This is a genomic window from Zhouia spongiae, assembly GCF_022760175.1.
In the GTDB taxonomy this organism is placed as follows: Bacteria; Bacteroidota; Bacteroidia; order Flavobacteriales; family Flavobacteriaceae; genus Zhouia; species Zhouia spongiae.
This window is the reverse complement of sequence record NZ_CP094326.1, coordinates 599,390-614,108: the sequence shown is the minus strand read 5'-3', so window position 1 is coordinate 614,108 and position 14,719 is coordinate 599,390. Positions and strand designations below refer to the sequence as shown.

General features: G+C 41.2%; 9 protein-coding genes. All 9 read left to right on the top strand.

The window, feature by feature from the left end; translation table 11 throughout:
• Positions 1–437 precede the first annotated feature (437 nt).
• Positions 438–2,726: an NADP-dependent malic enzyme gene (locus MQE36_RS02690; RefSeq protein ID WP_242937661.1), complete on the top strand. Its 2,289-nt coding sequence runs from the start codon at positions 438–440 to the stop codon at positions 2,724–2,726.
• A gap of 142 nt (positions 2,727–2,868) precedes the next feature.
• Entirely contained in the window at positions 2,869–3,450 is a 582-nt protein-coding gene (ruvA, locus tag MQE36_RS02685) for a Holliday junction branch migration protein RuvA (RefSeq protein ID WP_242937660.1), read from the top strand.
• A 34-nt stretch (positions 3,451–3,484) separates the two neighbouring features.
• Entirely contained in the window at positions 3,485–10,558 is a 7,074-nt protein-coding gene (gene sov / locus MQE36_RS02680) for a T9SS outer membrane translocon Sov/SprA (protein ID WP_423242472.1), read from the top strand.
• Between the two features lie 84 nt (positions 10,559–10,642).
• Positions 10,643–11,023, top strand: coding sequence for a glycine cleavage system protein GcvH (gene gcvH / locus MQE36_RS02675; protein WP_242937659.1), 381 nt, complete (start codon positions 10,643–10,645; stop codon positions 11,021–11,023).
• Complete coding sequence (locus MQE36_RS02670; protein WP_242937658.1) at positions 11,016–11,396, top strand: VanZ family protein; 381 nt, start codon at positions 11,016–11,018, stop codon at positions 11,394–11,396. Before gcvH ends, MQE36_RS02670 begins: the two co-directional genes overlap by 8 nt.
• 54 nt (positions 11,397–11,450) lie before the next feature.
• Entirely contained in the window at positions 11,451–12,161 is a 711-nt protein-coding gene (locus MQE36_RS02665; RefSeq protein ID WP_242937657.1) for an energy transducer TonB, read from the top strand.
• A 113-nt stretch (positions 12,162–12,274) separates the two neighbouring features.
• The gene (locus MQE36_RS02660; protein WP_242937656.1) at positions 12,275–13,060 is read left to right on the top strand and encodes an energy transducer TonB; all 786 of its coding nucleotides are present in this window, start codon (positions 12,275–12,277) and stop codon (positions 13,058–13,060) included.
• A 134-nt stretch (positions 13,061–13,194) separates the two neighbouring features.
• Positions 13,195–14,100 (top strand): heme o synthase, encoded by a 906-nt coding sequence (gene cyoE, locus MQE36_RS02655; protein WP_242937655.1) that lies wholly within the window; start codon positions 13,195–13,197, stop codon positions 14,098–14,100.
• Positions 14,101–14,682, top strand: a complete 582-nt coding sequence (locus MQE36_RS02650) for a cytochrome c oxidase subunit 3 (RefSeq protein WP_242937654.1) — start codon at positions 14,101–14,103, stop codon at positions 14,680–14,682.
• The last annotated feature ends 37 nt before the right edge of the window (positions 14,683–14,719 follow it).

The window sequence follows — 14,719 nt, the reverse complement described above, 5'->3', positions numbered from 1 at the left end:
CATCGAGATTTAAATGCTCCGACGCCTGTCCTTGTGAAATGTTCCTAAAGGAATTTCACAGGGCTTGCGTTGAAATGTTTTGCCATGCGCCAGCTGGCTCCATCGCTAAAAAGGCCTGCCGGACCTTTTCTTTACGCTTGGCCCTCTCGTGGGTTTGCCCCGAGGTAGTTTGCTTATCGCGTTATTCGTCAATTGTTTATGCCTGTATTTCTTAAAATAACTATAGCCTTATCCCTATGTTATTCCCATATTATCCCTAAATAATCCTTATCATAAGCCTGTCCTTTTTCAGTAAAGAGGTAGTTGTTCCTTGTTCTGTCATGGAGGTAAGAATTACTTTAGTTAAAAAAGCTAATACTTGAAAACAACCCGTTCGGGGTGTAGTAATATCCAAGATAACTTATACCTTTGTAGCTTCATTTTAAATGAATGGACTTATGAGTAAAGATAGTACCAGAAGGCGTGAGGCGTTAGTATATCACGCTAAGCCCCAGCCCGGAAAGATTAAAATAGTTCCGACCAAGAAGTATGCAACCCAGAGAGATTTAGCACTTGCCTATTCACCGGGGGTAGCGGAACCTTGTTTAGAAATAGCAAAAGATAAGAGCAACGCATACAAGTATACGACTAAAGGAAACTTGGTTGCTGTGATATCTAATGGTACGGCAGTTTTAGGTCTTGGTGATATAGGCCCGGAAGCTTCTAAACCGGTAATGGAAGGAAAAGGGCTCCTGTTTAAGATATTTGCAGATATAGACGGAATGGATATCGAGCTCGATACCAAGGATGTCGATAAGTTTATTGAGACCGTAAAAACGATCGCTCCCACTTTTGGAGGGATTAATTTGGAAGATATCAAAGCTCCTGAGGCATTCGAAATAGAACGAAGGCTTAAAGAAGAACTCGATATACCTGTCATGCACGATGATCAGCATGGTACTGCAATTATTTCAGCCGCAGCTTTGTTAAATGCTCTGGAGATAGCCAAAAAGAAGATTGATGAAGTGAGAATTGTGATTAGCGGAGCAGGTGCTGCTGCCGTTTCGTGTACGAGACTTTACAAGGCATTTGGCGCCAAAGCCGGGAATATAGTAATGTTAGACAGTAAAGGAGTGATCAGAAGTGACCGGGATAACCTTTCTGTCGAGAAAAATGAGTTTGCTACCGACCGGAAGATAGATACCCTTGAGGAAGCAATGGTTGATGCGGATGTATTTATAGGGCTGTCTATTGCAGATATTGTAACTCCTGTGATGTTGAAATCAATGGCAGCCGATCCTATTGTTTTTGCAATGGCGAATCCTGATCCTGAAATTGCATACGATCTGGCAATTGAGGCCAGAAAAGATATTATCATGGCTACCGGAAGGTCAGACCATCCTAATCAGGTAAATAACGTACTTGGATTCCCGTTTATTTTCAGGGGAGCCCTGGATGTACGGGCTACGAAGATTAATGAAGAAATGAAAATGGCAGCAGTTCGTGCCTTGGCGGAGCTGGCCAAGGAGATGGTGCCGGAACAGGTGAATATTGCTTATGGGGAAACAAGACTGAATTTTGGACGTGAATATATTATACCCAAACCGTTTGACCCCAGATTGATAGCCAAGGTGCCTCCGGCCGTTGCAAAAGCGGCTATGGAGAGTGGTGTGGCAAAAGAGCCTATCGATGATTGGGAACGATATGAAGAGCAGTTGCTTCAGCGATTAGGGAATGATAATAAATTACTTCGTTTACTGCACAACAGGGCAAAAACCAATCCGAAACGTATTGTCTTTCCCGAGGCAGATCACTTAGATGTTTTAAAAGCAGCTCAGATTGTACACGAAGAAGGAATAGGAATTCCTATTCTCTTAGGGAGAAAAGATGTGATTTTAGAGCTGAAGGAAGAACTGGAATTTGATGCAGATGTGGTTATCATCGATACGAAGACTGATGATCATAACGATAAAAAGAATCAATACGCAAAACAATATTGGGAATTGCGTAAACGTAAAGGATTGACGTTGTACGAGGCGGAAAAGAAGATGCGTGAACGGAATTATTATGCCGCCATGATGGTAAACGAAGGCGATGCCGATTGTTTGATATCAGGATATTCAAGGTCGTACCCTACAGTTGTAAGACCGATGCTGGAATTAATCGGTAAGGCAGGTAACGTTTCAAAAGTAGCTTCTGTGAACCTTATGATGACAGAGAGAGGCCCGATGTTTTTAGCCGATACATCTATAAATATTGAGCCGACGGCAACCGATCTGGCTAATATAGCCCAGATGACAGCCTCCGCGGTAAGACTATTTGGATTAGAACCTGTCATCGCTATGTTGTCCTATTCTAATTTTGGCTCATCAGAACATCCGGTGGCTAAGAAGGTTAACGAAGCTGTTGAAATGTTGCATGAAGAACATCCGGAGATTATAGTAGATGGTGATATTCAAACAGATTTTGCACTCAATCAGGAGATGCACCAGTCTAAATTTCCTTTTTCCAAGCTTGCGGGCAGAAAAGTAAATACCTTGATATTTCCGAGTCTTGCTTCTGCAAACATTACCTACAAACTCATGAAAGAGCTGAATAAATCTGAATCTATCGGCCCGATAATGTTGGGGATGAACAAGCCTGTTCATGTTTTGCAGTTGGGTGCCAGTGTTGAAGAGATGGTAAATATGGCAGCTGTAGCGGTAGTGGATGCTCAAGAGCGCCAAAAGCGAAAAAAGAAGGTATAAGGGTTTTTAACTCTTTTGTTTTAAGATTTTTTATAGATTTATCCTTTAGGAAACGAATTATAATATAAAAATTTTCATACCAGATGTTGAAGATTTGGTATGAAAATTTTTTGTAGGTTTGGGCTAATAACATTTTCTGAGAATGATCGAGCATATTAAAGGCAGGTTGGTGGAAAAAAATCCGACTTATGTCGTTATAGATTGTAACGGAGTTGGGTATTTTATTAATATTTCCCTTCATACATTTTCGCACTTACCCTTGGATGAAAGCATTAAGTTGTTTACACATCTACAGGTAAGGGAAGATGCTCATATATTATACGGTTTTATAGAAAAATCTGAACGGGAGATTTTTAGATTGTTAATTTCAGTGTCCGGTGTTGGCGCGAGTACAGCAAGAACAATGTTGTCTTCCATGACTCCTACACAAATAAGGGATGCCATAGCCGCAGGCGATGCTGCGACCGTGCAGTCGATAAAAGGAATTGGAGCTAAAACGGCTCAGAGAGTGATATTGGATCTTAAGGATAAAGTGCTTAAAGTGTTCGGGATTGATGAAGTTTCAGTTGTTCCGGACAATACGAGTAAAGAAGAAGCGTTATCTGCTTTAGAGGTGTTAGGTTATGCGAGGAAACAAGCAGAGAGAGTAGTGAATAAAATTGTTAAATCAGAACCTAATTTAAGTGTGGAAGTATTGATCAAAGAAGCACTTAAGAACCTTTAAATAAAATTTGAATCCAACCAATACCCCATCATATATGACGAACCTTTTAAAAAGGATCTTCATTGGTTTAATGCTTTGTATATCAGGTTTTGCAGAGGCTCAGAGTCCTGCTGTTCAACAACAGGATACTGCGAAAACCGGAGAGTCTTTGGGAGGGATTAAATTAAAGAATCCGGCCAGCGTAATTTCGAAGTATACGTACGACCCGGTTACCAACCGTTATTTCTACACTGAAAAAATAGGCAACTTTGATACAGCCTACCCTTTAATACTAACCCCTGAGCAGTTTAAAGAGATGATGCTTCGCGAACAAATGAAGAATTATTTCAAAGAAAAAGAGCGTGCAATTTCCGGAAGGACAGAGGAAGGTAAAGAAGCCCGTAAAAACTTATTGCCAAATTTTTATGTGAATTCAGATTTCTTTCAATCTGTCTTTGGAGGAAATACGATAGAGGTCATCCCGACAGGTTCAATTGCCGTAGACCTTGGACTGCGTATTCAGAAAAATGATAATCCGGCACTATCACCCAGAAACAGAACCAATATAACATTCGATTTCGATCAACGGATCAGTTTGAGTTTACTGGGGAAAGTCGGAGAACGTTTGACGGTTAACGCAAATTACGATACCGAAGCAACTTTGGATTTTCAAAATCAGATTAAGCTCGAATATACACCCTCGGAAGACGAGATTATCCGGAAAATTGAAGTGGGTAATATAAGCCTGCCTCTTAACAGCTCCCTTATAAACGGAGCGCAAAGCTTATTTGGGGTTAAAACAGAATTGCAGTTTGGAAGGACGAAGGTAACAGCCGTATTCTCGGAACAGCGATCTCAGAACAGAAGAGTGGTAGCCGAAGGAGGTGCGACCATAAATGAATTCGATATTTCGGCGCTGGACTACGATGCTGATCGCCATTTCTTCTTGTCGCACTTTTTTAGAGACCAGTATGATCAGGCATTGGAAAATTATCCGTATATAAATTCAGCAGTACAGCTTACACGAGTTGAAGTATGGGTAACCAATAGAATTCAAAATACCCAAAATGTAAGGAATATAGTGGCTTTACAAGATTTAGGAGAGCCATTGCCCGATAATACGAGGATAAATCAAAATGCCCCGGCAGGATTTTTTAATTCCACTGTGAATCTCCCCCGGAATGAAGCGAACGATTATGATCCGTTTGAGATTGGAGGGTCGTCGGTCCTGACTGAACAAATTCGTGATGTGGCTACGGTACAGCAGGGGTTTGGAACATTGAACACACAGGTAAACCAGGGGTATGATTATGCAGTTCTTGAAAATGCACGAAAGCTGGAAGAAGGAAGAGATTATCGTCTGGAAAAACAATTGGGCTATATCTCGTTAAACCAACGCTTAAGTAATGATGAAATACTGGCAGTGGCATACCAGTATACGTATCGGGGCGAAGTGTATCAGGTGGGTGAGTTTGCCAACGATGGTGTTAATGCTACAGAATATGAAAGCAATGCCAGTGGTCAGGTGATCGCTGTGAACCCCCAGAGTCTGGTGCTTAAGATGCTGAAGAGCAATCTTACCCGGGTTGAAGATCCCGTATGGGATTTAATGATGAAGAACATTTATGCAACAGGGGCCTTTCAGTTGCTTCAGGAAGATTTTAAAATGAATATTCTTTATACCAACCCTTCTCCGGTAAATTATATTTCTCCGGTAGATGAAGGCACATGGCCGGGCGGACTGGAAGAAAGAATATTACTTGATGTTTTTAATTTTGACAGGTTAAATGTATATAACGATCCTCAAAACGGTGGAGATGGTTTCTTTGATTACTATCCCGGGATCACTGTTGATCCTCAAAACGGATTGATAATTTTTACGAAAGCTGAGCCTTTTGGAGAGCATATTCACGGCGTGCTGGGAGGAGGAGATTATAACAACCCTGATTCTTATAATGCAAATCAGGCGAAATATGTGTTCAGGAGCTTGTATGCGAGTACCCAGGCAGCAGCTTTGGAAGATAGCGATAAGAACAAATACCAGTTAAAAGGTAAATACAGGGCAGAAGGCGGTAGGGGGATATCGCTGGGGACGTTCAATGTTCCGAGAGGGTCTGTCAGGGTGAAAGCAGGCGGAAGGATTCTTCAGGAAGGTGTCGATTATACCGTAAATTATATTGCAGGAACCGTACAGATTTTAGATGAAGGACTGAAAGCATCGAATATTCCGATCGAGGTTTCAGTAGAAAATAATGCTGTATTCGGCCAGCAAACCCGTCGTTTTGCCGGAATAAACGTAGAGCATAAGGTTAATGATAATTTTATGCTGGGAGGAACGTTTTTAAATCTTAGTGAACGTCCGTTGACCCAAAAGGCCAATTATGGTACAGAGCCGGTTAATAATACCATATTCGGATTTAACGGTAATTATTCAACCGAACTTCCTTTTTTAACAAGATGGGTGAATAAGTTACCGAATATCGATACCGATGTAGCATCTAATATTTCCGTAAGAGGGGAGTTTGCTTACTTATTACCGGGTTCTCCAAAGATGACCGATTTTGACGGGGAGACAACAGTCTACCTTGACGATTTTGAAGGAGCCCAGGCTTTTATCGATGTTCGTTCTCCTTTGGGTTGGTCTTTGGCAAGTGCTCCTGTCGGTTATGGGGGTGAGATCCTGAATGACGACCTAGCATCGGGAGAGAAGCGTGCTAAACTGGCATGGTATACCATCGACCCTGTTTTTTATACGAGTCAGAGACCGTCGGCACTCAGCGATAATGACATTTCCTTAAATGCTACCCGCAGGGTCTATATAGACGAAATTTTTCCGCAGCAAGATGTAGCGCAAGGGCAGACCTTGGTGCAAACCACTTTAGATCTTGCATACTACCCGGGCCAAAAGGGCCCCTACAATAACAACCCGGACTTTTCAGCGGAACTTCCTCAGGATAAATGGGGAGGTATTATGCGTTCCATAAGCAGTACGAACTTTGAACAGGCAAATGTAGAATATATCCAATTCTGGGTCTTAGATCCGTATTATCAGGATGGACAATTGTCCGGTCCTGCCGGAGAGTTGGTGTTCAATCTGGGGAGTATTAGTGAGGATATATTGAAAGACGGCAGAAAACAGTACGAGAATGGTTTGCCGGGAGTTAACAGCAATGTGCTGACCAATGAAACCGCATGGGGGAAGGTTCCGGCAAGCCAATCATTGGTTTATGCATTTGATGCTGAAGAGGCGAACAGGCAATTACAGGATGTCGGGTTTGACGGGTTGCCAGATAGCGAAGAAGCAGCAAAATACACAAATAACGGGGGAACAGATCCGGCCCTTGATAACTATGAGTATTACCTGAATGTAGAAGGTAGTATTATGGACAGGTACCTTAATTATAACAACCCTCAGGGGAATTCCCCTGTACAGGTAACCAATACAAACCGCGGATCTACAACACTTCCGGATGTAGAAGACGTAAACCGTGATCTGACAATGAATACTGTCGACAGTTATTATGAATACAGAATACCTATTGCCCCCGGGATACAGAGTACAGATAAATATGTGAGTGATGTTAGAGTGGTTAATACCACCACACTTCCTAATAATGACTCGTATTCGGTAAGATGGATTCAATATAAAATTCCGGTAAGAGATTTTGAAGATGCCATAGGAGGAATTACAGATTTTCGATCCATTTCGTATATGAGAATGTATATGACGGGATTCACCGAAAATACCGTGTTGCGTTTTGGGACACTCGACCTTGTGAGGGGAGACTGGAGAACATACACCAGGGCTTTAAATCCGGACCAGGGACTGGATGATCAGGTGTATTCGGAAATTAGCACCGTAAATATTCAGGAGAACGACCAGCGCGTGCCGGTGGCATATGTATTGCCTCCGGGTGTCAGAAGAGAGCAGTTAAATACAAACAATACGGTTATTAACGTTAATGAACAGTCGCTTTCATTTAAGGTGTGTGACCTGGGGTCAAGAGACGCTCAGGGAGTCTACAAGAATGTGAATATCGATTTGAGACAATATAAAAAGCTAAAGATGTTTGTCCATGCTGAAGAAATAGAAGGCCAGGAGTCATTAGACCAGGATGATCTGGTAGCTTTTATCCGGTTTGGTACAGACTATGACCAGAATTATTATCAGGTGGAAGTTCCTTTAAAACCAACAGATTATGTTCCGGGACAAGTAAATCACCTTTCTTCTGAGTTGGTGTGGCCGGCCGAAAATAATATTGATGTGCTGTTAAGCGTATTTTCAAAAATTAAGGCGGAAGTATTGCAGAACACCAGCCTGAGTTCGAGTGACGTAAACTTTTTTAATGAGGACCTGCAACCGGTAGACGAGTATGGTTTAGACGGGCTTGCCGGAGATAAGCGATACAAATATGGAATCAAGGGAAATCCGTCGCTTGGGAATGTAAGGTCGGTAATGATAGGGTTGAAGAACGGAACAGAAAATAAAGATGTATGCGGAGAGGTTTGGTTTGATGAACTGCGTCTGGCAGGTCTGGATAATAACGGAGGCTGGGCTGCTGTTGCTTCTGTAGACGGTAATGTGGCAGATTTTGCCAGCTATTCCGTAACAGGAAGTATTAATAACATAGGTTTCGGCGCGCTCGACCAAACCCCTAATGAACGGAGCAGGGAGAAGGCAGTGAAGTATGGAGTGAATACGAATGTGAACCTGGGACAGTTGTTGCCGAAAAAATGGGGAGTGCAGATACCTTTAAATTACAATATTTCTGAGGAATTGATTACCCCGGAGTTCGACCCGTTGTATCAGGATCTTAAATTGCAAGATCGTTTAGATGCGGCTGATAATGCAGATCGCGAAAGGATCAAAAATCAGTCCGAAGATTATACCAAGCGCAAAGGGATCAATTTTATAGGAGTAAGGAAGGATAGAGGAGAAGAACAAAAGCCGCATGTGTACGATATTGAGAATTTTACTTTCAATGTGGCTTATAACGAAACCACTCACAGGGACTTTGAAGTAGAGCAATTAAGAGACCAGGCAGTAAGGGCCGGGTTTGCTTATAGTTATAACTTTGAGCCGGAAGCCGTAGAACCTTTCAGGAAAAAAGATTCGTTGTTTACCGGGAAGTATTGGCAGTGGTTAAAAGATCTGAACTTTAATTATTTACCGAATAATATATCTGTAAATTCCAATATAAACAGAAGTTTTAACCAGCAACGGTTCAGGGAAGTTTTTGAAGGAGATCAATCGCAGTTTATCGGGCTTCCGGAGCTTCAACAGCGCAATTTTTTGTTCGACTGGCAGTATGCGATCAATTATAATTTAACAAGATCAGTGCGATTGAACTTTACAGCGGCCAACAATAATATTGTGCGTAACTATTATACGGAAGATGAAGATGGTAACAGAACCATTAACAGGGAAATGAACTTATGGAGCGGTTTCTGGGATGCAGGTGAAGCAAACAGGCATACACAGAGGCTTCAGCTCGATTATGAGCTGCCGTTTGATAAAATACCTACGCTTAGTTTTATCAATGCTACTTATACATATACTTCTGATTTCGATTGGCAAAGAGGAGGGGATGTGCTTCGAGATATAGCCGGTCAGCAGTTGAATACTGTACAGAATGCCAGCACGCATGTTTTGAATGGCTCCCTGAGTATGGACAGGTTTTACAGGTATTTGGGATTAAAGAGCGATCCGAGGAGAGGTTCAGGCCGAGCTCGTGTAAATATGAGCCCGAACAGCGATCAGGCTTCAACGGAGAAAGAGAATAAAGGGCTTGCAGCTTTAACAGGTTTTGCTACCATGCTGAAGCGGGTAAATATAAGCTATTCTAAGAATGCAGGTAAAGTATTGCCTGGTTATATTAGAAGTGTCGGTTTTATTGGAACGTTAAAACCTTCGTGGGGATTTGTTTTTGGAAGCCAGCAGGATGTTCGGTACGAAGCAGCAAGAAAAGGGTGGTTGACCACTTTCCCTGACTTTAACCAGCAGTTTATGGAAAGGGATGCCACGCAATTGGATGTTTCTGCCAATTTAGAACCATTTAAAGACCTGACGATAGATCTGGTGGCGAACAGGCAATATTCAGAAAACTATACTGAAAATTTTAGAGTAGATGCCTTAGGAGGAGGAGTATACGAATATGTGAATCTGCTGGGGAATCAATATGGAGATTTCTCTATCTCTTCCCTGATGATAAAAACAGCATTTCAGAAAACAGGTGAAGCTACTTCAGAGACCTTTAACGAATTTAGTAAGAACAGGATCATAATTGCTCAGAGATTGGCCGGGCAACCGGTCAATCCGAATGCAACGACATACCCGGATGGATATGGCCCTACAAATCAATCGGTGTTGTTGCCGGCTTTTGTGGCGGCATATACCGGGCAAGATGCCGGTAGCGTGAATCTGGGAGCATTTAGAGATACGCCGATCCCAAACTGGTCTCTTAAATATACGGGGCTGATGAGGCTGGGGTGGTTTAAAGATGTTTTCAGACGTTTTTCAATCGGACACGGGTACCGCTCCAGTTATAGTGTCAATGCTTTCAGGACGAATTTGGAATATGATGCGGAAAGTCCGGATGAAAGAGATCAGGCGGGAAATTTTAAAAACCCTACGCTTTATACGAATGCGACTCTGGTAGAGCAGTTCAATCCGTTGGTGAAAGTGGACTTTGAAATGAAGAATGCGTTTAGTGTGTTGGCCGAACTTCGAAAAGAGAGAATGTTGTCGCTGAGTTTTGATAATAACCTGTTAACCGAAATGTCAGGGAACGAATATATCCTCGGGTTGGGTTACAGGATAAAAGATTTAAGGTTTGTTACCAATATCGGTGGTAAGCGAACAACTTTAAAGAGTGATCTGAATATTAAAGCCGACTTGTCTTTACGCGATAATATTACAATTATAAGGAACCTCGATATTAATACCAATCAGGTAACAGCCGGACAGAATATTTGGGGACTTAAATTTACTGCAGATTATGCCCTGACCGAAAATTTAACCGCATTGTTTTACTACGATCATACGTTGTCTAAATACAAGGTGTCTACGGCTTATCCTCAGGCGACGATCCGCTCAGGGATAACCCTGCGTTATAATTTTGGAAATTAACAATGGCTATTGTTGAAATAAATGCAAGAATAAATTACATTTGCCGAGCAACTTTTTAATAAAAAACTAAATAGTAAACAGCACATGAATATTCCATCAGAATTAAAATACACCAAAGATCACGAGTGGATTAAGATTGAAGGTGATGTTGCAACTGTAGGTATTACAGATTTTGCTCAGAAAGAACTTGGAGATATTGTTTATGTTGAAGTAGAAACTGTCGATGAAACTTTAGACAAAGAAGAGGTTTTTGGCACAGTGGAAGCTGTTAAAACAGTATCGGATTTATTTTTACCACTTTCAGGTGAGATTATCGAGTTTAATGAAAGCCTGGAAGGTGAACCGGAGAATGTGAATACAGATCCTTATGGTGAAGGATGGATGATCAAAATTAAATTTTCTGACACGTCAGAGATTGAAGACCTTTTGGATAGTGAAGCTTATAAAGAGCTTATAGGTGCTTAAAAAAGGAAAACTTATTATTTTTATAGCTGTAAGCTGGACCGTCTTTATAACGATATCCAGCTTATTGTCTTTTAAAGAACTTCCGAAGCCGGGTTTTCAGGTTTCAGACAAAGTGGTGCATGCGGGTATTTATTTTGTCTTTTCTGTTTTGTGGTATCTGGTTTTGGTCAAGCGTGTTAAAAAACACCTGTTCCTCAAAATTGTTGCAATTAGCGCTTTGTATGGTATAGTTATTGAGGTATTTCAGTATATAATGCCTTATAACAGAAGTTTTGAACTTTTAGATATTGTGGCTAATTGCTGCGGTATATTGTTGGGGATTGTGGCAGTGAAACTGTTTTTTCAGCCGAAGCAGGTTAAAAAGAAAAAATAAATTGCTTATAATCTAAATAAATAGTTAAATTAGCGAACATAAATTTGAAAAAGAATGGAACCTAAGAAAAATCCGAAAGCCGATTTAACCAGAAACAGTGGGCTCTACTTTGCCATAGGGTTGGCCTTGGTTATGTTAATTACCTGGAGGGCAATCGAATGGAAGAAGTACGATAAGACAGATTATGATGTGGCGTCTTCAGAGATGTTGGAAGACCTTGAAGAAGATATTCCGATCACACAACAATTAAAGCAGCCACCGCCACCGCCGCCACCGGCAGCACCGGAAGTTATAGAGGTTGTTGAAGATGAGGAAGAAGTAGAAGAGACAGAGATCGAGTCTACTGAAACAGATCAGTCTGAAGAAATTGTCGAGGTAGAAGAGGTGGAAGTGGCAGAAGAGCCGGTAGATGTGGATGTGCCTTTTACAGTAATTGAAGACAAGCCGATGTTCCCGGACTGTAAGAACGTTCCGAAATCTCAGCAGTTCCAGTGTTTTAAAGAGAATCTTGATAAACATGTAAGAAAGAATTTCCGTTACCCCGAGGCTGCTCAGGAAATGGGAATCCAGGGAAGGGTATATGTACAGTTTAGGATTAATAAGGATGGTTCTATTACTATAATGAATACCAGAGGGCCGGACAAGAGCCTGGAGGAAGAAGCCAAGCGGATTATCAACAAATTACCTAAATTGATACCGGGTAAACAAAGAGGTAGACCTACCTCGGTAACTTTTGCCTATCCTATAGTGTTTAAGTTGAATTAGAATTCACTTACAGATATAATATTAAAAACCCGAGCGAAAGCTCGGGTTTTTCTTTTTTTGGTACGCTTATTGTGCTTGTTTTAAGAGTATTAACATTTATACCAATAAGTAGTATGAAAACAAACACTAGCAATTTAAACGAGTCTCGTGGCCATGATTCGCGTTTAACAAAGCCTTCTAAGCAAGATGCTAATTTACCAAAAAATGGCGTCTTAAGATTTCAAATTGGATTAATAATAGGTTTGGCAGCTGCATATTTTGCTATCGAAGCAACTTTTGCGGTCACTGATTATGTGAATACAGAGCCGGTTGTTGTTGAAGATGATGAGGTTTACGAGCTGACTGATTACAGGCTGGAGAAGAATCCTGAAAAAAAGATCGAGCCGCAGAAAAAAATGTCTGAGTTTATCGATGAAGTTAATGTGGTGGATAACGAAGCAGCTGTAGAAGAAAAAGATGAATATAAAGACGAGCCGGTATTTGAAGACGATATAACGTTGAGTGGCATTGATTATGAGGATGTGAAACACGAAGAGCCTCCTGTTGTGCCCTGGGAGAAGGTAGAGTTTGTTCCGCTTTTTCCGGGTTGCGAATCGTTGCCCGGTAATGAGGAACGAAAGAAATGTATGAACGATGCTATAAACCGGATCGTTCAAGAGAATTTTGATAGCTCGTTGGCAGGAGCGTATGGTTTAGAAGGAATTCAACGCATCTATGCCCAGTTTAAAATAGATCAGAATGGAAAGGTTGTGGATGTAAAAGTCCGTGCACCTCATAAGGTCCTGGAAGATGAGACCAGGCGTGTTATTGAGCTGATTCCGGACATGGAGCCCGGAAAACAGCGAGACCGGAATGTGTCTGTGGTTTTTTTAAAACCAATCGTGTTTAAAGTACAGTAAGTTTATGCCTCACAGGAGTGAGGCTTTTTTAATAGGTGAAGTATGTAATTTACAGTTTAACATTAGATCGGATTATAAACGTTGCATAAATACCTTTTGTACAGTATCTTTGCAGCCGATTTAGAAATGATTTGATGAAAACTGCATTGAGTACTGCTACAAAGACACCATCGTTTGCCCTGCTTTTTGATGATTTTAAACAGATTACCAAAGTTGGTCTGTCGGTTAGTGTGGTGTTCTCTTCATTGGCAGGATACGTTTTAGGGGCTGACCAGATTCAGTGGCAATCCTTGTTCTTGCTTGCTATTGGCGGGTATTTTATGGTTGGTGCTTCCAATACTTTTAACCAGATAATAGAGAAAGATTTGGATGCGTTAATGAAACGTACCAGAAACAGGCCGATACCGTCGGGAAGAATGTCTGTGCAATCAGCCTTTGTAATAGCATGTCTGTTTACCGTATGCGGAATTGTTGCTCTGTATGTAGTGAACCCCAAAACAGCAATGTTCGGCGCTGTTTCAATATTTATGTACACTTGTTTGTATACACCCTTAAAAACGAGATCCCCGCTGGCCGTATTTGTAGGGGCTTTTCCGGGAGCGATTCCGTTTATGTTGGGGTGGGTGGCTGCTACAAATGATTTCGGCATAGAGCCCGGTACCTTGTTCATGATCCAGTTTTTCTGGCAGTTTCCGCACTTCTGGGCCATCGGATGGATGCTGGATGAAGACTATAAAAAGGCTGGGTTTAAAATGTTGCCTACAGGCAAAAAAGATAAAGGAACAGCACTGCAAATTATAATGTATACCATTTGGATGCTGATCATTTCCGTATTTCCTGCTACCGGACTTACCGGAAGTTTAACACTCTCCGTTCCTGCTGCTGCGATCATTTTTGGTTTGGGAATGGTGATGTTGGTTTTTGCATTTAAACTCTATCAGAATCAGGATAATAAAGCAGCAAGAAATTTAATGTTGGCAAGCGTATTGTATATTACCGTGATACAGGTGGTATATGTTATAGATAAATTTTTAAGTTAGATGGATTTAACTCAAGGGACTTTTCAGGAGAAGCAGGGAAGAGCAAAAAAAATGATGCTTTGGTTTGGTATGGTAAGTTTAGCCATGATGTTTGCAGGGCTTACAAGTGCTTATGTCGTTAGTAAATCAAGGCCGGACTGGATTTCAGATTTCCGGATTCCGACTTCGTTTTTTATCAGTACGGCGGCAATATTGTTCAGCAGTCTTACTTTTCATCTGGCAAAAAAGGCTGTTCAAAACGGCAACAGGTCAAAAACAACTATGTTGCTGTTGCTGACACTGGGTCTGGGTATAGCTTTTGTGGTTTTGCAATTTGTTGGTTTTTCTGAAGTTATTGCTGAAGGATACTATTTCACGGGTAGTGAAAGTACAATAACAACCTCATTTTTATATGCAATCGTTTTTTCGCATATAGTGCACGTAATTGTCGGATTACTGGTGCTTTTGGGGGTAATTTATAATCATTTTAAAGAAAAGTATAAACCCGGTCAAACCCTTGGTTTAGAGTTGGGTGCGATGTTTTGGCACTTTCTTGACTTTTTATGGGTGTACTTGATTTTATTTTTCTATTTCTTTAGATAAAGAAAAAACGTAAATTTGACAAATTTTTAAACATAAC

Excerpts from the sequence above, each read along its gene's own strand:
- ruvA (WP_242937660.1), top strand. The coding sequence starts at position 2,869 with ATGATCGAGCATATTAAAGGCAGGTTGGTGGAAAAAAATCCGACTTAT.
- gcvH (WP_242937659.1), top strand. The coding sequence starts at position 10,643 with ATGAATATTCCATCAGAATTAAAATACACCAAAGATCACGAGTGGATT.
- MQE36_RS02650 (WP_242937654.1), top strand. The coding sequence starts at position 14,101 with ATGGATTTAACTCAAGGGACTTTTCAGGAGAAGCAGGGAAGAGCAAAA.
- MQE36_RS02665 (WP_242937657.1), top strand. The coding sequence starts at position 11,451 with ATGGAACCTAAGAAAAATCCGAAAGCCGATTTAACCAGAAACAGTGGG.
- cyoE (WP_242937655.1), top strand. The coding sequence starts at position 13,195 with ATGAAAACTGCATTGAGTACTGCTACAAAGACACCATCGTTTGCCCTG.
- sov (WP_423242472.1), top strand. The coding sequence starts at position 3,485 with ATGACGAACCTTTTAAAAAGGATCTTCATTGGTTTAATGCTTTGTATA.
- MQE36_RS02660 (WP_242937656.1), top strand. The coding sequence starts at position 12,275 with ATGAAAACAAACACTAGCAATTTAAACGAGTCTCGTGGCCATGATTCG.
- MQE36_RS02690 (WP_242937661.1), top strand. The coding sequence starts at position 438 with ATGAGTAAAGATAGTACCAGAAGGCGTGAGGCGTTAGTATATCACGCT.